This is a genomic window from Streptomyces sp. NPDC026538, from assembly GCF_055567535.1.
On sequence record NZ_JBVHQG010000007.1, the window covers coordinates 481097 to 501039 of the forward strand.

The 19943-nt window shown below is 70.2% G+C and carries 17 protein-coding genes and 1 pseudogene; 9 read left to right on the top strand and 9 right to left on the bottom strand.

Annotated elements, in window-relative coordinates; all coding sequences use genetic code 11:
• Positions 1–393 precede the first annotated feature (393 nt).
• From ACZ4N4_RS28935 to ACZ4N4_RS28960, 6 genes and pseudogenes are all read left to right on the top strand, one after another.
• The gene (locus tag ACZ4N4_RS28935) at positions 394–849 is read left to right on the top strand and encodes a DUF3761 domain-containing protein (RefSeq protein ID WP_467594098.1); all 456 of its coding nucleotides are present in this window, start codon (positions 394–396) and stop codon (positions 847–849) included.
• A gap of 353 nt (positions 850–1202) precedes the next feature.
• Complete coding sequence (locus ACZ4N4_RS28940; RefSeq protein ID WP_467594101.1) at positions 1203–2954, top strand: TerD family protein; 1752 nt, start codon at positions 1203–1205, stop codon at positions 2952–2954.
• A gap of 188 nt (positions 2955–3142) precedes the next feature.
• Complete coding sequence (locus ACZ4N4_RS28945; RefSeq protein ID WP_467594104.1) at positions 3143–3562, top strand: hypothetical protein; 420 nt, start codon at positions 3143–3145, stop codon at positions 3560–3562.
• Positions 3563–3921: 359 nt separating this feature from the next.
• Positions 3922–4564, top strand: a pseudogene (locus ACZ4N4_RS28950) (class I SAM-dependent methyltransferase).
• A gap of 372 nt (positions 4565–4936) precedes the next feature.
• On the top strand, positions 4937–5455 hold the full coding sequence (locus tag ACZ4N4_RS28955; RefSeq protein ID WP_467594107.1) for a P-loop NTPase family protein: 519 nt from the start codon (positions 4937–4939) through the stop codon (positions 5453–5455).
• 220 nt (positions 5456–5675) lie between these two features.
• Positions 5676–5825: a hypothetical protein gene (locus tag ACZ4N4_RS28960; protein WP_467594110.1), complete on the top strand. Its 150-nt coding sequence runs from the start codon at positions 5676–5678 to the stop codon at positions 5823–5825.
• Positions 5826–5933: 108 nt separating this feature from the next.
• On the opposite strand, the gene ACZ4N4_RS28965 is transcribed toward ACZ4N4_RS28960, so the two are convergent.
• Positions 5934–6839, bottom strand: coding sequence for a LysR family transcriptional regulator (locus ACZ4N4_RS28965; protein ID WP_467594112.1), 906 nt, complete (start codon positions 6837–6839; stop codon positions 5934–5936).
• A gap of 145 nt (positions 6840–6984) precedes the next feature.
• Between ACZ4N4_RS28965 and ACZ4N4_RS28970 the strand changes: the two genes are divergently transcribed.
• Positions 6985–7788 (top strand): SDR family NAD(P)-dependent oxidoreductase, encoded by an 804-nt coding sequence (locus ACZ4N4_RS28970; protein ID WP_467594355.1) that lies wholly within the window; start codon positions 6985–6987, stop codon positions 7786–7788.
• Between the two features lie 182 nt (positions 7789–7970).
• On the opposite strand, the gene ACZ4N4_RS28975 is transcribed toward ACZ4N4_RS28970, so the two are convergent.
• Together ACZ4N4_RS28975 and ACZ4N4_RS28980 are read right to left on the bottom strand one after the other, a co-directional pair.
• Positions 7971–9644 carry an esterase-like activity of phytase family protein gene (locus ACZ4N4_RS28975; protein WP_467594115.1) on the bottom strand — a complete coding sequence of 558 codons (1674 nt, stop codon included), beginning with the start codon at positions 9642–9644 and terminating at the stop codon, positions 7971–7973.
• 97 nt (positions 9645–9741) lie between these two features.
• Positions 9742–10680, bottom strand: a complete 939-nt coding sequence (locus tag ACZ4N4_RS28980) for a L,D-transpeptidase (protein WP_467594358.1) — start codon at positions 10678–10680, stop codon at positions 9742–9744.
• 574 nt (positions 10681–11254) lie between these two features.
• Here ACZ4N4_RS28980 and ACZ4N4_RS28985 point away from each other — a divergent pair.
• Positions 11255–11620, top strand: a complete 366-nt coding sequence (locus ACZ4N4_RS28985; RefSeq protein ID WP_467594118.1) for a hypothetical protein — start codon at positions 11255–11257, stop codon at positions 11618–11620.
• A gap of 229 nt (positions 11621–11849) precedes the next feature.
• On the opposite strand, the gene ACZ4N4_RS28990 is transcribed toward ACZ4N4_RS28985, so the two are convergent.
• Positions 11850–12488, bottom strand: a complete 639-nt coding sequence (locus tag ACZ4N4_RS28990) for a TetR/AcrR family transcriptional regulator (RefSeq protein WP_467594121.1) — start codon at positions 12486–12488, stop codon at positions 11850–11852.
• 21 nt (positions 12489–12509) lie between these two features.
• Here ACZ4N4_RS28990 and ACZ4N4_RS28995 point away from each other — a divergent pair, with 21 nt between their 5' ends.
• Complete coding sequence (locus ACZ4N4_RS28995) at positions 12510–12974, top strand: hypothetical protein (protein WP_467594124.1); 465 nt, start codon at positions 12510–12512, stop codon at positions 12972–12974.
• A gap of 77 nt (positions 12975–13051) precedes the next feature.
• On the opposite strand, the gene ACZ4N4_RS29000 is transcribed toward ACZ4N4_RS28995, so the two are convergent.
• From ACZ4N4_RS29000 to ACZ4N4_RS29020, 5 genes are all read right to left on the bottom strand, one after another.
• Entirely contained in the window at positions 13052–13849 is a 798-nt protein-coding gene (locus ACZ4N4_RS29000) for an SDR family NAD(P)-dependent oxidoreductase (protein WP_467594127.1), read from the bottom strand.
• 84 nt (positions 13850–13933) lie between these two features.
• Entirely contained in the window at positions 13934–15244 is a 1311-nt protein-coding gene (locus ACZ4N4_RS29005) for an MFS transporter (RefSeq protein WP_467594130.1), read from the bottom strand.
• Entirely contained in the window at positions 15241–16452 is a 1212-nt protein-coding gene (locus tag ACZ4N4_RS29010) for a type III PLP-dependent enzyme (RefSeq protein ID WP_467594132.1), read from the bottom strand. The genes ACZ4N4_RS29005 and ACZ4N4_RS29010 overlap by 4 nt, the downstream gene beginning before the upstream one ends.
• Positions 16449–18155: an IucA/IucC family protein gene (locus tag ACZ4N4_RS29015; protein ID WP_467594135.1), complete on the bottom strand. Its 1707-nt coding sequence runs from the start codon at positions 18153–18155 to the stop codon at positions 16449–16451. Before ACZ4N4_RS29015 ends, ACZ4N4_RS29010 begins: the two co-directional genes overlap by 4 nt.
• 37 nt (positions 18156–18192) lie before the next feature.
• A complete protein-coding gene (locus tag ACZ4N4_RS29020) occupies positions 18193–19800 on the bottom strand; it encodes an IucA/IucC family protein (RefSeq protein ID WP_467594138.1) in 1608 nt (535 codons plus the stop codon).
• Between the last annotated feature and the right edge of the window lie 143 nt (positions 19801–19943).

Sequence of the window (19943 nt, forward strand, 5' to 3'; positions counted from 1 at the left end):
GCGATCCAGCGTCTTTCCTGAACGGGATACATAAGGGATCGAGCTCTTGACCGAAGCCGCCGCAGGGGCCGGAACGTGGATTGGTGCGGGTCGCGTGCAGGGGCAGGGGCAGGGGAACAGACAGCCCGATGATCCGACGTGTGGGCGACCAACTCCGGCATTGCGTTGAGGAGTTCGGCTTCCGTGGGCCGGTCGGCGGGGCGGCCTTCCCCGACCGGGAGCGTGGGGACGAAACATCAAGGATGGTCGTGGGGCTTGCACAGATTATGGGGATGTTTTGTAAAGTACGCGACTACCCCGTGGCGTGTGTCCGGGTGTTCGTCATGGGGGGATCGTCGCGTGAGCCAGTACCAGCCCGGGCCGTGGGCCGTCCGTCCACCTGAGCCTGTCCGCATGCCTGACATTCGCCCGCTGCACAAGCGCAAGCGCGTGTGGGTCGGCGGTTTCACGCTGCTCGCTGTCGGTGCCGCGTTCGGTGGTGGCAGCTCCAGCGCGGCCAGTCCCGCGCCGCGACCTACGGTCACCGTCACCGCGACCGCCACGAAGACGGCGGCGCCGGCCCCGACGGTCACCATGACGAAGTCGGCGGCGCCGGCCCCCACGGTCACGGTGACCAAGACGGCCAAGCCGGCGTCGGTGGCCACGCACAAGTCGAGTTCGGGCTCCTCGGGTAGCGGCAGCGGTGGTTCGTCATCGGGAGGCTCGTCATCGGGAGGCTCGTCGAGTTCCGGCGGCACGGGGGGTGCGGCAGGGGCTACCGCCTTGTGCAATGACGGCACCTACAGCTACGCCGCCCATCACCAGGGAGCGTGTTCCCATCACGGCGGTGTCGCCGTCTTCTACAGGTAGCGGGCGCGCCGCGGGACCGCTGCTGAGCCACCGCGCCGCGGCGGCGGGCGGGCGGAATGGCACAGACCCGGGGTAGAGCCGTCGGCTCGCCAGACCTCAGGGGTCCTGCCGATCGGAGCGCGGCCCTGCCGTGCGGGGCGGCCGGGGTGCGATCTGGCGGCGGAGGGGGCACGTCGCGAGCAGTGTGCCTTGCGTGAGGAAGGCAGGAACGGAGAGGAACCATGGCTTTCGGCTTTCGTGTGGGTGTGCCGGGGATGAGTGTGCGGGTCTCGACCCGGGGTGTGCGGACCTCCGTGGGGCCCCGCGCGGCGCGCATCAGCATGGGCAGCGGCGGTACACGGATCTCTTCGGGAGTGGGCCCGCTCTATGCCTCCAGTTCCCTGGGCGGAGGGCGCCGCCGTACCAGTACGACCCGCTCGCGGACCGTCGCCCCGTCCGCAGCGCAGCTGGAGCGTGCCCGTCGACAGGCCGAGCGGGCCCAGCAGGAGGCGGAACGGGATGCGGCGATCGCCCAGTTGACGGAGCTGCGGCAGCAGACGACCAGTGTCCACCTGCAGTCCTTCGCCCCGGCCCGGCCGCCGGTGGTGCCCGGGCCCCAGCAGCTGAGCCTGGCCTGGGCCCTGGCAGAGGCCCAGGCCCACCACTTGGCGGGCCTGGGAGTGTTCGCCCGCGCCGAGCGGGCCGCGGCCAAGCGGAGGGCGGAGGAAGACGCCCCGGCCTACCTGGCCGCCGAGGAAGCGCGCCTGCACGCCGTCCACGGCGAGTTGACCGCCGAGGCCGGTCAGTGGTGGCAGGCCTTGGCCGCCAACGACGAGGAGACCGTGTGCGAGGCGGTCAACTACGCCTTCTCCGACAACGCCGCCGCTGGCTGCGCGGTGGGAGTCGAGGGAGCTGTCCTGTCCGTGCTGATGCGGCAGCAGGACATCGACTCGCTGCCCGCTCAGATGCCAGGAGTCACCCCCGGCGGACGCCCCACTCTCAAGACCCTGAGCAAGCGGGACCGCACCATGTGGTGGCTCACCTCGATGGGGTCGAACATCGTTGCCACACTCAAAGAAGCGTTCGCTGTCGCGCCGGGGATCACGGCCGTTGACCTGGCCGTGCTCACGCGCCTGCCGGACACTCAGCGTCTGGGGTTCGTGGCCTACGGCCGCTGGACGCGGCAGGCCGTCGAAGCCGGCCCTTGGCGGGAGCCGACCGACGCGCTGCGGTTCCTCGACATCGGCCAGGACGTGGCCTGTTCGGTCACCACTACCGCTTCCGGGAATCTGTCCAGTGCCATCAAGCCACTGGACACCAGCCGGCTACCCGGCCTGCAGAGCCTTCTCGACCACGCACAGGACGACGCCGGATCCGGCGAGGGGACCCTGGCCGACCTCGATGGGGACTTGCGCGCCAACGTCCCTGCCGCGCACTCGGCTCCCCTGCCGGACCGCTACCGGATCCGCACCTTCGCCGAGTGGAAAGCCCAGACCGCCCCTCCGACGCCGCCGCCCGCTCCCCCCGCGCCCACCCAGGCTCCCCCGGTGCCCACCCACGCTCCCGCGCTGCCGAGCCGCGCCCCCGCGACCGCGCTCACGCCGGGACAGAACCTGGAGCTGCCCGAGGAAGCCTGGCAAGGGCTGCTCATCGCTTTCAGCTTCGCCGGCGCCGACGCCGACCTCACCCTCTTCCTGACCGGGACCAACGGCCAGGTCACCTGTGATGAGGACTTCGTCTTCTACAACCAGCCCTCTGCCGCGCGGGGCGCGGCCCGCCTGTTGGGCAAGCAGCCCGAAGGCCCGCACGTCGTCGAACGCGCGGCCCTTCATCTTGTCGCCCTGCCCGCCCACGTCCAGCGCGTCACGGTCGCCGTCAACATGGACGTCGACACCGGCGCCACCTGCGGCGCCCTCACCCACTCCGCTCTGCACATGGACTGTGCCACCGGGGCCGCCTGGACCTTCCAGCCGCCTCGCGACCCCGAGGTCCGCGCCATGGCCATCGCCGAGTTCTACCGACACACCACCAACCGCGGGCAGGTCTGGAAACTCCGCGCCGTCGGCCAAGGCTGGGCCGACGGCCTCGACGGACTCGCCCGGGCCTACGGCGTCAACGTCACATAGCCGGTCAGCAGAGCAGCAAGCGGTCCGTGCCACAACAGGCGGCGACCCCGCGCCGGATGGAAAGAGGGGGGATATCCCTGTTGGTCCAGCCTCGGCGACGACCAGTCTGGCCCTTCGTGCTGATCGGGTCGGTACTCGCCCTGACGCTCCTCGGCGCTGCGGGCACGTGGGTGTACGGCGTCTACAGGATGTCCGACCCGGCGACGACCATCCTGGTGGGCGCCCGGATCGATGGCTCCCGCATCTCGGTCAAGATGCCGACCTGCCCCACGGACACGGTGGGGACGGTCGAGGTCTACGACAGCGACTCCGAAAAGCTGCTGTGGCGGGCGAGCGGCCCGAAGACCCTGGAAGGAAAGCGAGGCGTGGTCACGTTGTGGAACGCGGACGATTTCCGCAAAGCGTCTTCAGGAACACAGCCGAAGTCGCTGCCGGCGAACCTCGACATCTCCGTCACGTTCGCCGGAACCGAGGACGGCACCGGGGATGTCTTCAACGTCCGCGAGCTCAGGGCAGCGCACGTTGCCGAAGAGCAGTACTGGACCAGTGGCGGCGCCAGAACCGCCGCACAGATAGACGCCCAACTCGGCTGCCACGGCAGCACGTAAGAAGAGCGGGTAACAACTCGCGTCGGGCCGGCGGGCAACTCTGACCCGCCCGAGCCAAGAGGGTGCCGGGCATCGCGTGGTACCCTCTCTCGTTCCAGGCTTCCCTGCTGACTCCTCACATGCCGGCCGGCACCTCAGCATCACCCGGTCTGCCACCAGCACGCGGATCCGCACGACCCCGCGAGATCAGCTTGGGCTGCTGTCAGCACTCGTCACGTACTCGACGGTCTGCCCGGACGTCGGACGATCGAGGGCCGGAACGCTGCCGCCGACTCACTGGTCATTCCAGAACGAGGTGCGCAGGCGGCGGGCAGATGGGCTGCCAGTCGGAGCAGGCTCCGTGGGCTACCGTGTCGGCCATGGGGACGGACGACTGGTTGACGGACACCCGCACCTCGTACGACACCGTGGCGGTCAGCTACGCCGACCACGTACGCGATGCCATCGCCGGGACCACCTACGTTCGGGCGGCGTTGGCGTTGTTCGCCGACAGCGTGCGGGCCGCAGGTGGCGGCCCGGTGGCGGATGTCGGCTGCGGCCCCGGACACGTCACCGCCTACCTGCACACCCTCGGTATCGACGCCTTCGGTATCGACCTCTCTCCTGGAATGATCGACGTGGCCCGGCGCGATCATCCCGGCCTCCGGTTCGAGGTGGGATCGATGACGGACCTGGACCTCCCCGCTGCCTCGGTGGCCGGCCTGCTGGCCCTGGCAGTCATTGATCCACATCCCCGATGATGACTTGCCCACCGTGCTCGGGCACTTCCATCGCGCATTGCGGCCCGGTGGAGTGCTGCAGGTCCTCTTTCACGTCGGCAACGAATCACGGTTGAAGACCCAGGGGTACGGGGGCCATCCGATGAAAATCCATATCCACCGTCGTCAGCCTGACCAGGTGACCACCTGGCTACGCCACGCCGGATTCGCGGTAGAGGCGCAGATGCTGCTGGCCCCAGAAGGCAAGACCTCACAAGCGATTCTCTTCGCACGGCGTAACTGATCGCCGAAAAGTGGTTGCTACGGGTCTTACGACGCCCGAGAGGTCGTTCTCTCCAAGACCGATACGCCGATTAAGCGTCCAGTCGCTCGGTCAGCGGCACGGACCCAGGTCGGGTCAGAACGGCTCGAAGCTCGGGTTGACCGGGCCGATCTCCCACGTTCTGCCGGTTCGTTCAGATCCTCCGGCCTCCGCCGGTGCAGGAAATCTGAAGCCCCTGGGCTACGAACTGAGGGAGGGCGGACGCCGTTTCGCGGCGTCAGAGCGCCCGGCCTTTGTAACTGTGGGCGGTTGCCGCTGAGCCATCGTCAATACATGTGGATAAGGCGTGGGGCAGGAAACGCCCCTTCCCGGGCGCCGGGATAGGGTGCAGCGGTGAAACGGATCCTGGTGGTGGGCGTGACCGGCGCGGGCAAGTCCACCCTCGCCCGAAACCTGAGCAGCCGCCTGGGCCTGCCGTACCACGAAATGGACGCGCTGTACTTCAACGGCCCCAGCTGGGCCACCAACAGCCGGCTGGCCGAAGACGTCTCGGAGCTCACTCGCGGACCTCGCTGGATCATCGACTCCCTCGGATATCCCGAAGTCCGTGACCTCCTGTGGGACCGCGCCGACACCGTGATCTGGCTCGACTACCCCAAACACGTCATCATGCCCCGCGTCCTGCGCCGGTCCCTGCGCCGCACCGTCACCCGCGAGGTCCTCTTCGGCGGCAACAGGGAAACCTGGACGGGCTGGCTGAGCCGCGAACACCCGGCCTGGTGGGCCTGGACGCAGCACAAAGCCCGCCACCGTGAAATCGAGTGCCGTCTCCGCGATCCCCGCTTCGCCCCGCTTCACACAGTCCACTTGCGCCGCCCCCGTCACACGACGGCCTGGCTGACCACCCTCTGACCCGGCGGACCGGACACCCGGCCCCCATCTCCGACGGACCGACACTCCGGTCCCGAGAGGACAGCAGGGGGGTGCCGGGGCGCCGTCGAGCGTTCGTCCCGTGCTGACCGGCCGGTCGCGACGGCCCTGCCGGGCTACGCGGCGCGCGGTTGAGTTCCACACCTGGTTGTCGCTGCCCGCGCAACCGAAGCCCTGGACCTCCTGACCTTCCTGCCCGGAGGTGGCGGATGGTCCTGACCTCCGCGTCGCCACCCTCGCCACCAGCCGGCTCGGCCGCGCCCCGTACGACGCCGTGTTCGCCGACCCGCCGCGGCCGCCCACCTGCCTGGGCTGGACCACCAGGACGCCACCGCGCCCCTGCGGCGCATAGCGGAAGCCCTCGGCCCTACGCCGTCGCCGTCGCCGTCGCCGTGAATTCTTCCCTGGGCTGTCGCTGGAGGGCGTGAGCGACGAGGCGGATCGGCCCGAGAGCCGATCGTCAGGTCGCACGAAGTTGTGCGGCCTCGTGTCGGAGCGCCTCCACCGTGGCCGTCACCGCGGGAGAACGGTCGCGGGCCGTGACGGCCACCGTGGCCCTGCCGAGCCAGGCGGGGTCGTCGACGCGGACGGTGCGGACGCCGGCGGGGACCGCCGCCGCGGCCAGTTCGGGCAGTACGGCGATGCCAAGACCGGCGGCGACAAGACCCAGGCGAGTGGGCCATTCGCGGGCGGAGTAGGCGACCCGTGGATGGTCGAGGGTCGGCCAGGCGCCGAACTGGGGGTCGTCGCGGAGGCCCTTGCCGACGATCCAGGCTTCGTCTCTCAGTTCGGTCACCGGGACGGTTCCGCGACCGGCGAACCGGTGGGTCGCGGGCACGGCGAGCAGGAGGCCGCCGTCCAGGAGCAGGTCGCGGAGCAGTCCCTCGACGTCGTAGGCGGGCAGGTCCGGTCCCACGGCGATCACCGCGACGTCGATGCGGTGGGCGCGGAGTTGGCGGAGCTGGGTGGGTGAGGACGCCTCGCCGAGCTCGACGATCAGGCCCGGGTGCTCGTGTCGCAGGCGGGCCAGTGCCCTGGGGACGAGCACAGTTGCGGCCGAAGGGAACGCGGCGACGACGACTCGCCCGGTGAGATGGTCCCGCAGCCCGGCGAGGTCTGTGCCGACGGCATCGATCTCGTTGACGACCGTCGCGGCCCGGCGGGCGAGCAGCATCCCCGCCGGTGAGGGGACGACCCCACGGGCACCCCGGACGAACAGCGGTACGCCCGCGGCGGCTTCCATCGCCGCCACCTGACGGGACACCGCCGACTGCGTGTATCCCAGCGCGTCGGCCGCGGCGGTGAACGATCCGGTGTCGACTACGGCCTGGATGACGCGCAGGCCGGTGAGGGTGTAGTCGGCCATGGCGCCATCCTGACACATTCCAAAACGGTATGTCTTCTGTGCGAGACCCTCGCTGGTGGAATGTCCCGATCAGCAGCACGATGAAGGAGCGGCGTCAGGCAATCCACCGCGATCCACCTCATCACTTAGAAAAGGAGCACCCATCATGGCGAGGACTTGGTTCATCACGGGCAGTTCGAGGGGATTCGGCCGTGAGTGGGCGGAGGCGGCGCTCGAGCGCGGCGATCGTGTCGTCGCGACGGCTCGGGACGTCGGCCGGCTGGTCCCTTTGGTGGAGCGGTTCGGGGATGCGGTGTTGCCGCTCCGGCTCGACGTCACCGACCGTGCGGCGGTGCATGCGGCAGTGCGGCGTACTCACTCGTATTTCGGCTCGCTCGACATCGCGGTCAACAATGCCGGCTACGGGCATTTCGGCATGGTCGAGGAACTGGGCGAAGACGAACTCCGGGCTCAGATGGAGACCAACTTCTTCGGCGCGGTGTGGGTCACGCAGGCCGTGCTGCCGGTGATGCGGGCCCAAGGGTCGGGAAGGATTTTGCAGGTGACCAGCGAGGGCGGTGTACGGGCCTTCCCCGGTATCGGTGCGTACCACGCCTCCAAATGGGCCCTGGAAGGGTTGTCCGAGTCCCTGGCGCAGGAGGTGGCGCCTTTGGGCATCCACATCACCAACGTCGAGCCTGGTCCCTATGCCACCGACTGGCTGGCCCGCGGGGCACGGCACAGTGAGCGGCACTCGGAGTACGCCGAAGTCCACGCGGCCACCGCGGTGGATTTCGAGGCCGGTGACCCGCGCGCCACCCGCGAAGCGATCCTTCGGATCGTCGACGCGGACCAGCCCCCGCTGAGGATCTTCCTCGGCAGGTCCTTCACCGATGTCGCCGACCTCTACGAGGAGCGTCTGAACACCTGGCGCCGGTGGCAGCCGGTATCCCTGGCCGCCTTCGGATGAGCGGATGAGCGGATGAGCGGAGGGACAGAGGGGCGGATGAGAGGCAGCACCGCCGCGGCATGACGGCCGCACCAACGGCTCACAGCCCGGTCCGCACCAACGGCTCACGCCCGGTCCGCCCGTTGCCGCCCCCGGGCCCGTCCACCGGAGTGGACGGGCCCGGGGGCGGGACGCTGAGTACGTCACTTCACGCGGATCGTCACCGTGACGGTCTTGAGCACGGTTGGCAACTTGGTGGTGTCGACCTTCAGGATCTCGCCGTTGTCGGTCTGACCTGTCGGCGGCAGCACCTTCTGGTGGACGGTCCACTTCCCGTCGGGGTCGACGGCGATGGTGTCGATGCCGAAGTCGTCGTCGTTGGACAGGTACAGCGTCTTGCCGGCGTCCGAGGTGGCGACGCCCTCGACCTTGTCGTGCGCGAAGAACTTCCCGCTGGGGTCGAGCTGGCTCACCAGCGTCCCGACGTCGAGGTACGGCTGCTTCTGCGCGACCTGGACGCCGGCACCGGTGAGCGCCGTGAGCGCGGCGTTGGTGCCGACCTTGCCGACGAACGCCTCGGGCGACTTGCCGCCGATCGTCAGCCCGCTGACGTCGGTCGCGCCGTTGATGTCGACCTCGTAGAGGGACTTCTGGGCGAACGGCTCGAAGTTGCCGTCCCGTTCGTCGATGACGAACTTCGTGTCGGACAACGCCGTGATCTCGCTGTTGGCGTCACCCGTGGTGGCCGGATCGTCCAGCAGGTACAGGTACTGCTTGGTCTTCCACGTGCGCAGGTCGATCGTGACGATGCGGGTGGGCGCGAGGTTGGACGCCTTGGTGCTGCCGACATCCGGCTGCTGCAGTGCGGCCTGCATGACGCCCACCAGCGTCGAGCCGTCCGGCGTGACCGTCAGGCCCTCCATGCCCTTGTTCTTCAGGCGGTTGGCCAGCTCGGCCGGCAGGTAGCCGACGATCTTGTGATACTGGTTGTCCTGGCTGTCCTTGTACGGGGTCAGCCGGCCCAGTTCGTAGCCGTTCCGGTCGAAGTGCGTGATGTACGGACCGTACTCGTCCGAGACCCAGAACGTGCCGTCGGGCAGCGCCACCAGGCCCTCGGAGTCGTAGCCGTAGGGATCCCGGGCCACGGGCGTGGGCGTGCCGCCGTTGGCGTTCGTCGCGGTGACGTCGTCGATCACCTCGCTGGTGTCGTGCGGCGGACGGCCGCTGTACTGCACGCCGCCAAGGCTCTTCGGCCCCTTCAGGGTGACCTTCTTGACCAGCTCGGCCTTGCCCTTGACCAGCTTGAACTCGCCGATCTGCGGCGTGAAGTCGGTGAGCATCTCGGACTTGTTGCCGTCCGGGGCGTCGGCGTTGGGGCCGCGGTCGGTGAGGCCGTAGAAGTAGCCCGACCGGCCCGGCACCGGGGCGAGCGAGGAGCCGTAGCCCTCACCGGAGATCTGGGTGGTGGTGCCGCCCGGGCCGGCGACCGTCGCGAGCGAGGGCAGCGGGGCGCCGTTCGGCTGGGTGTCCTTGAACAGCTGTACGGCGTCGGTCGCCGTGTACGTGAAGGTGTCGGTGCCCTTGAAGCCGGAGCTCGGCGTGTACGTGAACGTGCCGTCCGCGTTGACCGTCGCCGTGCCGTGGGACGGGTCGGTGTGCCGCACGACGGCGGTCGCGCCGGAGTCGTTGCGCAGCACGTCGCCGGTCACCGTGTCGTGGCCGGAGAAGGAGTCGGCGGCCGCGTCGAAGTCGTGCGCCGGGGCGGACAGCCAGCCGTGGGCCTGGGCCACGACTGTGCCGGTGCCCGCCACGGCGACGGTGACGGCGATCGCTATGCCGATCCGGGTGCGCTTGCGCAAGCGAGGTCTTGAGGTCATGCCCATGAACTTGTAGGTCAGTGATGAACTCTGAGTCGGTTTTGGGTGAACCGTCAGTTCAAAACGGGCCTGTTTTCGTTCTTGGGGTTTCAGTGGGTCAGAGCGTCGCCGTCGTCTGCTCCCCCGAGGCGCTGCCCGCGAGCCACTGGTCCCATCCCAGGTTGAAGTCGGCGTAGCCGTTGTCGGCCGGGGCCTTGGCGCGGGGCGAGCCGGTGATGGTCACGGGGTCGCCCTGCTTGACCTGGCCGTAGAACCACTTGGCGTCCGACATGGACAGGTGGACGCAGCCGTGCGAGCCGCGGGCGCTGCCGCTGCCCGGGTTCGGGTCGCCGGTCGAGTAGTGCACGTAGGTGCCCGACTGGGTCAGGTGGACGTCCCAGGGCAGTGTCAGGTCGTAGTAGTTGGGGCTGCCCTTGTCGCAGCTGATGCCGACGCTGCAGGAGGTCATGTGGACCTTCTCCTGCTTGTCGATGACGGCCATCGTGCCGTTCCACGTCGGATACTCGGCGCTGCCGGCGTTGATCGACAGGGTGCGTACGGTCTGGCCGTTCCGGGTGACCTTCATGGTGTGGTTGGTCACCGAGACGTCCGCGCGTACGTCGTCACCGATCTTGAAGGTGTGCGTGTAACCGTGCACGCCGTAGCGTCCGTTGCCGTTGCTGACGCCCTTCATGTCGGCGTCGATCTTCACCGTCGTACCGGAGGGCCAGTACGTCTTCGGGCGCCAGTCGGCGCGCCGGTCGCCCATCCAGTGCCAGGCGCCGGCCACCGGCTGTGAGGCGCTCACCTTCATGTGCTTCTCCACGGTGGCCCGTGCCTTGGCCGCCACCGGGTTCGTGAAGATCACCGAGATCGGCATGGCCACACCGACCGTGGTTCCCGTCTGCGGGGTGATCGTGTCCAGGAGCATCGGCGGGCCCGCGGGCTTCGTCGGTGTGGGCGAGGCACTCGCGCTCGGCTTCACCGACGCCTTCCCGTCGTCACCGCTCGCCTTGTCACTGCCGCCCCCGCCGCAGGCGCTCGCACCCACCACCATCATGCCCGTGACGAGTGCGATCCCTATGCCGCCCTTGCGCCGCCTCACGGTCTGCCCCACTCTCTCGTTCTTCGGCCCCTACGGGCCCGACACCCGACTAATTGTCAGACAGTCATGGCATGGCCCACGGTTGCCCGTCTCGCGTAAAGCATGCCCCAAGATTTGGTGCGCACCGCAGGAGGTGCGGCTCAGGCGGGAGGTCGCGAGCGCGCCCCATGGTCGGGATCGTCCCCGTGGCCTCGGAGGTCGCGAGTGCCCAGTGGTCGGGATCGCCCCTGTGGCCTCGAAGGACCCGGTGGCGAGCGCGTCGACAGAAGCCGGCTTCTACGGCCCGGCGGCGGTTGCTCGCGGTTGTGCCTGCGCCTTCCGCTCCTCCACCCCGACCCGCTGCGGATCGGATTCGGGGACGGCCGGCTGTGGCTCGGCATCACCGGGGAACGGAGTCCGCCGACGCCGAACTCACCGTCGGGGATTGGTACGACGTCCACGTGGACGTCGAGGCCGACCTCGTCGTGCTGCGTCTCGCGGGTTCCGAGATCGCCCGCACCCGCACTGGACCGAGTCGCGCCGCTGGGTGTCCCGCATCGAGGACGGGACGGTCACCTTCGCTGGCTCCCGCTCGCCGGCACACGCCGTCTACGCCTTCGCCGAGCCGCCCGGCGAACTGCGGGCCGAGGGGGCCGGCAGGCGGGCGGGGTGGACCTGCCGGATCGAGCCCGGCCGGAGCGTGGAGATCGGGATCGCCTGCGCGTACGGCACCGACGCCGACGCCGTCTCGGCCCAGGCCCGCACCGCGACCGAGGACTTCGAGGCGACGGCGCGTGCCGGGGAGGACGGCTGGCGGCGGCTGTGGGCGCGCATGTTCACCCCGGGCAACGCGTCGATCCCGGAGACCAGTGCGGGCACCTCACGCTCGACAGGTGGAACCACGTCACCGTGAACCTCGGCGCGGTCAGGGCGGGTCAGGCGATCAGCAAGATCCTCGGTTACGACCGACCGGGCGCGACGGGGGGCTATCGCGGCTACCTCGACGACCTGAGCATCGGCTGACACCGGAATCCGGCCGGTCGGCGGCCTCGGGGAGAGCCCGGTACCTGAAGCCGACCTTCACGAGCAACACCGGCCGACCGGCGGCGCAGTTGTCCGGGTGCCGGTGGGCTTCGGCCCGGTCAGCCGCCGACCGGGGCGTCCCCGCGGAACGCTCCGGTCACCACGGGGACCAGTTGCCGCTCGATCTGTTCGGCGGGCATGGCGGCCAGTTCGGCACCGATGGGTGCCAGCGCGAGCCAGTTCAGCAGGCCGGCCGCGCAGCGCGTGCGGAAGATCAGCTCCTCCTCGCCGACTCCGGGAAGGTTCGCCGTCAGGACCCTGAGGGCCTCCCGGCGGCTCTGGTCGAACTTGCCGTTCAGCCGCTCCCAGGCCTGCGGCGGATCGATGCCGACGCGCGCCACGGTCCGCATCACGGCCAGGTCCTGTCCGCCGGACGCGAGCGCGCGCATCATGGGCCGGGCGAACGCCGCCGCCACCTCCTGGAGTGTCGCAGTGGAGGCGAGCGCACCCAGTTCCCGGAGCTGCGCGTCGAGATACCGCTCCAGCGCGTGCTCTATCGCCGATTCGCACAGTGCCTTCAGCGACCCGAAGTGGTAACTCACCGCGGCGACGTTGGCTCCGGCGCGATCGGTGATCTCGCGGAGGGTCACGCCCTCCTGGCCTCGTTGCGAGAGCAGCTCCAGGGCGGCCGTCTGCAGGCCGTCCCGCGTACGCTGACCCGCCTCGCGGCGCAGATCCGCCTTTTCCGCCCTTGTCATGCCATTCATTCAAGCAGACGCTTGACTATATCGTCAACAGTTCCGCGGGCCGCCGGGTCACCACCCCGGACCGCCGCCGCAGACCCTACCCGACCAGCCACAACGCGCCAGCCCGCGTACCCGTCGGCCATACGGCCGAAGAATTTCGTCGACCACGCCGACGGCTGGCTGCCGTACGCCGACGGTCCCGAGCAGGTGGCCGCCCAGTGGCGCCAGTTGCAGGATCTCGCCGCCGAGCGGGGCCGCACCCGGCCGCTGCGGACGGTGGTGCGGGTGAACCCGGACTACACCGCCAAACGCTACGAGGGGGCGGACCGCCGGCCCTTCCAGGGCGACGTCGAGCAGATCGTCACCGATCTGATGGCGTACGCCGGGATCGGTCTCGACGAGTTCCTGGTCGACCTCTCGTGGGCCGTGCGGGGCGCGCGGGAACTGAAGGACGTGGCCGCCGAGGTGTACTCGACGGTCCGTGCGGCAGGTTTCTGACCGGCTCGTTCAGTCCCCGGGGAGTTCGACCGGTGCGTTGGCCGTGAGGACCAGTGGGTGGCGGAAACCCCGGCGGGTCAGTAGTGGATCGGACCGACCTGACCGCCGCCGACCGCGATCGACTCACCGTTGACCGCCACGCTCAGAGGGGACGCCAGGAAGGCGACGGTGTTCGCGATCTCGTCCGCCGTGACGAGACGGCCGATGCTCACCGCGGAGGAGAGCCGCCGCACGACCTCCGCCTCGCCGACACCCTGCGCCTCCGCCATGGCGGCGAACACCGCCGGGGACGCCTCGGTGATCGTCGCGCCGGGGTGGACGACGGTGACGTTGATCCCCCGGGGGCCGAGTTCGTCCGCCAGGTTCTTCGTCATCGCCGTCACCGCGACGTTGCGCACCGAGCCGATCACCGACCCGGTCTGCCGGGCGGCCAGGCCGCTGACGTTGATGACGCGCCCCCACCCCCGCGCGGTCATCAGCGGGGCCACCGCCCGCACGCAGCGCAGATAGCCGAGGACCTTGGTCTCCACCTCTTGGCGCAGCCGCTCGTCGTCGATGTCGGCGAGGGCGCCGGCAAACCCCGAAGTGGCAGGGGTGGCAGCCGAGTTGACGAGGATGTCGACACCCCCGAACGACTCGGCCGCACGCCGTACCAGTTCCTGTACGGAGGCCTCGTCGGTGGTGTCCGTCACCACGGCGAGTGCCCGGCCGCCGTCGGCGACGATGCGCGCCGCCGCAGCCTGGAGTGCCTCCCCGCCTCTGGCGGCCAGCACGACAGCGGCACCTTCGGCGGCCAGCGCGCGGGCGACGGCGTATCCGATGCCCCGGCTCGCTCCCGTGACGATCGCGCACTTTCCGGCGAGTTGCAGATCCATGCGAGAACGACCTCTCCGGTCAGTCACCGTGTACGGGCCGCAAGTGTAGATCGCGCCCGGCGCCCGCATCCGGGCGGCTCTCGATCATGTTTCCGCCGTGTCCGCCGGCGCTGATGGCGAACTCCGCGGCGGGACGGCGCAGGCCGCAGGGTTCCGTCGGACCTGGCCGATGGGTGTGGTGACCCGGGTACGCCGTCGGGTTCGCGCTGAGACCAGGGCAGACAGTGCGAGCGCGGAGGACGCCGACACCACGCCGGCGAGGACGAGGCTGGACCGGACACCGAGGGCGTCCGACACCAGGCCGACCAGCGGGGCGCCGACGGGAGTGCCGCCGAGCAGGACGACGTAGTAGACGGCAAGGACGCGGCCCCGCAGGCGCGGGTCGGCATGAAGCTGGGTCAGCGTGTTGGCCGTGGTGGTCACGGTCACCGCGGCGAAGCCGGTGGGGACCAGCAGGGCCATGAACGTGCCGTAGCCCGGCATCAGGCCCAGCATGGCTTCCAGCGCACCGAAGACGACGGTGGTGGTGATCAGTCGTCGCAGGGTGGGCGGCTTGCCGCGGCTCGCCCCGTGGATCCCGCCGATCAGGCTGCCCAGGGCGTAGGCGGCGGAGAGACAGCCGAAGGCGGCGGCGCCGGAGTGGAAGACCGTGACGGCCACGAGCGAGATGGTGACCTGGAAGTTCAGGCCGAGGGTGCCGACGAAGGCGATGACGCACATCGGCAGCAGCAGTTCCGGGGTGGCGGCGATGTCCCGGAAGGCGTCGGCCAGCCGGGTACGGGCGGGTGGGGCCGTGCTGTTTCCGCCCGGGCCGTCGGTGCGGATGGTGATCAGGCCGTAGAGGACGGCGAGGTAGGAGACGGCGTTCACGAGGAATACGAGACCCGTGCCGAAAGCGGCGACGGTCAGGCCCGCGAGGGCGGGGCCGAGGATGCGGGCCGCGTTGAACTGGGCGGAGTTCAGGCTGACCGCCGTGGCCACGCGCGCGCGGTCGACGAGTTCGCAGATGTACGCGTTGCGGGCGGGGCTGTCCACGGCGGTGGCGGTCCCGAGGGCGAAGGCCAGCGCGTACACGCACAGCAGGTTGACCGCTCCGGTGACCGTCAGCAGCCCGAGCAGGAGCGACTGCGCTCCCATGGCGGCCTGCGTCAGGAGCAGCAGCCGCCGCTTGGGGAACCGGTCGGCGAGGACGCCTCCGGTCAGTCCGAACAGGGTCTGGGGCAGGAACTGCAGTGCGGTGACGATGCCGACCGCGCTGCCGCTGTCGCCGGAGAGGTGGAGGACGAGCAGGTCCTGGGCGGCGCGCTGCATCCAGGTGCCGATGTTGGAGGTCAGCTGCCCGAGCAGGTAGCGGCGGAAGTTCCGGACGGCGAGTGGGGCGAGCACCGCGTTCATGGCATCTGACGGGCATGGCCGGCCGGGGCGGGTGCCTTCACATCGTCGACGTGGTGGAAGGTCGGGTGGGGGTGCATCAGGAAGGCGTGGTGGGAGATGTTCCAGGCGTAGGCGCCGGCCATGGCGAAGGCCACGCGGTCGCCGACGCGCAGTCGGTCCACCATGACTCCGCGTGCCAGGACGTCCTTGGGCGTGCACAGCTGTCCGACCAGTGTCACCGGCTCGTCACGGGCCTCCGGGCGGTTCCAGGACGGGAGCCATTCGTCCTCGGGGATCACCTCGAAGGGCTGGTCGTGCTGTTTCGCGGCCGGGGTACGCAGATGGTGGGTGCCCCCGCGCAGCACGGCGAACGCCTGCCCACGGCTGAACTTGACGTCCAGGACCCGGGTGACGTACCAGCCGCAGTACGCGGTGATCGAGCGGCCGGGCTCGATGCGCAGTGTGAGGCGAGGGTGGCGGGCCAGCAGGGAGCATAGGCCCGCACCGAACGCGGGCCAGTCGAAGACCTGGTGCGGGGCCGCGTAGTCGACGCCCATTCCCCCGCCGACGTTGACCTCGGCCAGGTCGACTCCGCGTTCCTGAGCCCAGCCTTCGGCCCAGGTCAGGACCTTGCCGACAAGAGCCAGCTGGGCCCGGGCCCCGAGTCCGCTGGCGAGGTGGAAGTGGAGGCCGTGCAGCCGGACGCGCGGGTCGGACGCGATCACCTCCAGGCAGCGGTCCAGCTGCGCGGGGTCCATGCCGAAGGGGCCGGGAAGACCACCCATGGCGAGGGCGACCCGGCCGAGGGCGACGGGCAGGTTGACGCGGAGCAGGACCTCGGCGAGTCCGTCGCCCAGCACCGTGGTGACCAGCCGCAGTTCGTGTTCGCTCTCGATGTGCAGGCGCTCCACTCCCGAGTTCAGCGCACAGGTCAGCTCCGTCTCCGTCTTCCCGGGGCCTCCGAAGGCGATCGGTGCGTGGGGGACGAGTGCCCGGACGTGGCTCAGCTCACCGCCGGAGGCGACCTCGAACCCGTCGACGTTTCCGGCCAGCGTCCGCAGGATCCGGGGGTCGGAGTTGGCCTTGGCCGCGTACAGCAGCTCGACGCGTTCCGGAAGGGCGGCCCGGATGGCCTGTACGTGCTCGCGCAGGTGCGGCAGGTCGTAGACGTAGGCGGGCAGGTCGTCGTCGGTCATGGTGCCGACGAGGTCGAGGAGGGCGGGCCTCACCGGATCGCCTCGCGGGGGAAGTCCGCGCCGAGCGGGCTGGGCAGCGGGACGTAGGTGGCGTGCCGGTCGGCTTTGCGGGCCCAGCGCAGGAGGAGGTTGGCCTTTGCGGGCAGCGGCACTCCGGACAGCAGGGCACGCAGGCGTGGCGGTTCGCCGGCGGTGCGGGCGTAGGCGCCGAGGTGGTCGCGGACCAGGCCCCAGAGGGCGGGTTCCAGTGTCGGATCGAGGTCGGCCAGGGCGCCCAGTACTTCGGCGGTGTGGTTGACCAGGAGGCAGTAGGCGACCCGGTTCCAGCCGCGTTCGGCATCGTAGGCGAGGGGTTCCCGGACCTCGTCCGGCAGTTCGGCGAGGGCGTGCCGGTGGTGCCCGGGCAGAAGCTTGGTGCCCTCCAGGTCCCGGAAGAACATCTGCGCCGGTGTGCCGTCCGCACGCACACCGACGACGACGTTCTGCAGGTGGGGTTCCAGTACGACGCCGTGGTCGAAGTAGGCGGCCAGCACCGGTGGCAGCAGCAGCCGTAGATAGGTGTCCCACCAGGCCAGGATGTCTTTGTCGCCGCGCGCGAGCAGGTGGGAGACGTGGGCCGGACCGGTGGGGTACTCGTCCGCCACGGCTGCGGCGAGCAGGGGTGTCACCCCGGGGAGAAGGTGGTGGCGCAGACCGGAGCGGACGATGACGCCGAGACCTTCGAGGAGGTCGAGATCGCCGTCGAGGGTGCGGTAGCCGGGCTCGGCCAGGAGCGCGCAGCCCGGGTGGCGCTCGGACAGCTCGGCGAAGACGGGCTGGAGCACCCGGTTGAGGGCGACAGCGCCGGCCAGTTCGTACCGTGTGTGCCTGCGGACGCAGTTGGTGAGGCGGACGTTCAGACTGAACTTCAGAAAGACGTCGCTGTCCGGGTGGTAGAGGGTGCGCACCGAGGCCGTCGGCACCAACTCCGGCCCGCTCAGCCCCCTGTCGACGACATCGCCGGCGGCCACCGCCTCGCGCAATCGGGCGTTGCCCTGGAGCAGCCGGTACTGCCAGGGGTGCACCGGCAGTACCGCGAACTCCGGGTCGGCCGTCGGATGCAGTGCGTCCATCTCACCCAACTCGCCCTCCTCACAGATGAGATGGCGGCGCACCGCCAGGTAGCGCAGGCAAAAACGCGCACCGGTCTCCGGGCCGTACGCCAGCCAGTCCGCCGGGTCGCCGGTGCGGGCCTTCGGAGTGGGGTGGAAGCGATGGCCGAACACCAGGGACTGCTCCGACGCCACGTACGGGTCGGCCTGCGGCGCGCCGGCGGCCCGCTGCTCCAGCGCGGTCCGGATCGTCTCCCGGCTGTCCGCCACCTGGCTGAGGAACTCCTCGTTGGCGACCCCGGTGCGCAGTTCCAGTTCGTCCTCGATGAAGCCGGCCAGCTCCCTCCAGCCCACCGTCACCCAGGTGCCGTCGGCGAGCCGCTGCACCGGACCCTGGAAGCGGTGGGCTCCGATCAGGGAGGTCCGCCGGAGACGGGAACGCAGCAGGAGGCCCCGGCGCGGCAGGCGGAGCAGAAGGTGGCCGTCGGCGACGGTCACCTGGTGTTCGGGGGCGGAGACCTCGCGCAGCAGGCAGTTGAGCAGTGTGTGGGCGGTGACTGCGTCGGCCGTCCGGATCGGTTCTCCGGCCGAGGCGGTGACGGTTGTGGTGGCGAACCCGGTGTGGGGGGCGGTACCGGTGGTCATACGGTCGCTCCAGGGGGACGACGGTCGGTGGGGGATGTCAGCGGCACAGGGCCAGCGGGTTGGGCAGGTGGGTCCACTGAGCCCTGCCCGGGTTTCCGGAGAGGCGCATGGCGACGGTCGCCTTCAGCGGCATCGTGTCGCCGAAGAAGGCCGCGGCGTCCTGGTGGTCCGGCAGGTCGGCGTACACCTGGCGGCCCACGCCGGCCACCGCACCCCACAGCGCTCGGGGATCGGCCCCCCGCGTCCGGGTGAGGACGTCGACCAGCTCGCTGAAGACGCCGCTGACCAGGCCGCCGAACAGTTTGGTGTGCAGCGCGTCCGTGTCGTCGCCCGCGCGGGTGCCGAGCAGCGGTGGCAGCGTGAAGCCGCACCGGGCCAGGCGCCGTGGGCTTACACGTACGCCGTCGAGGTCGCGGTAGAGCACCCGTACCGGCCGCCCGTTCCGGAGCACGACCAGGGTGTTCTGGCCGTGGGCCTCCAACGCCACGCCCATGGACAGCAAGGTCAGTGCGGGCGGCAGGACGAGTCCGGCGAAGTCCGCGAGCCAGCGCACCGGATCGCCCCGGATCAGCGTGGCTCCTGTCGCGTGGACGGCGGTGAGCGGCACCGCGATCTCGCCGGGGTCCAGGCAGCACTCGGTCGACTCCCGGATCATCGCGGCCAGGCTCGCCGTGGGCTGCCCGTCCACCCGTACCGCGCCGCCGCCCAGTTCACGCAGGACGCGCAGGCTGCCGCCGTATCCGGACTTGTCCAGGACGGCGCAGACCAGATCGGACAGCGCCGGTCCGTCGGCGGCCTCGGCCGGGGAAATGGTGCGCCGGTAGTTGGTGACCTGCACATCAAGCGCGGTCTTGATGTGACAACCCGGCAGCACGTCCAGCGGAGCCAGCGTGCGCAACGACAGCAACGGCCGGGCCGGGATCGTCTCCTCGGCGACGGCCAGGCCGGGATGGCGGGTGAGCACGTGGTCGCGTTGCCAGGGATGCAGCGGGACCAGGATCGTGTCGCCGACCCGCAGCTGCCGAGGCCAGGTGCCGGCCCCCTGCCAGTGCTCGGCCGGGACCCGGAGCAGCGCCAGTCGGACGACCGGGTGGTGCTCGGGAGCGTAGGCGAGCACGTCGGCGATCGACATGCCGGTCCGTGTCCGGCAGCAGGGATGCTGTGGGTGGCCCTCGACAACCGCCTGCTCGGCGTCCGCCGAGTCTTTCGGTGAGGCCGTCGGGTTTGCGTTCGCGGCCCTGGCCAGGGCCAGGTTGACCACACTGTTGTCGAGTTCGGCCGCCAGTCGTTCCGCCGCGGTGGTACGCAGGCCGAGCTGTGCCAGGAGTTTCGCCGGCTCGCTGATCGTCCCCTCGGGTCCGGACACGGTGAAGTCCGCGGGTACCTCGGCGAACGGCCGCGCACAGGACCGGGCCGCGGCCAGTGAGCCGCCCCGTCGCAGGTCGATCACGAGACTGTCGGACGTCTGGCGATGCCCGGTCACACCGGGCACGGGTTCTCGTGAGAACGCGCCCCACAGCCGGCCGAGCACGGTGGCCCGGGCTCCCGGGAGCGCGGCCGTGAACGAGTCCACCAGGTCCGGCCGGACACGGCGCAGTTCATCAAGGGGCATGAGGTGTCCCGGGTGCTCGGGGGTGCTGGTCACGCGGTGCTCGAGGGCACCGGACGTGCAACCGACGCTACGGGACGACGATCAAGCACATTGCCAGAGCAAATACAGCGGGGATCCCGGAATCGTTCGAGGAGCTGCTGTGATGTGCTCCACTCAGGCCGACGCCGTGACGGACG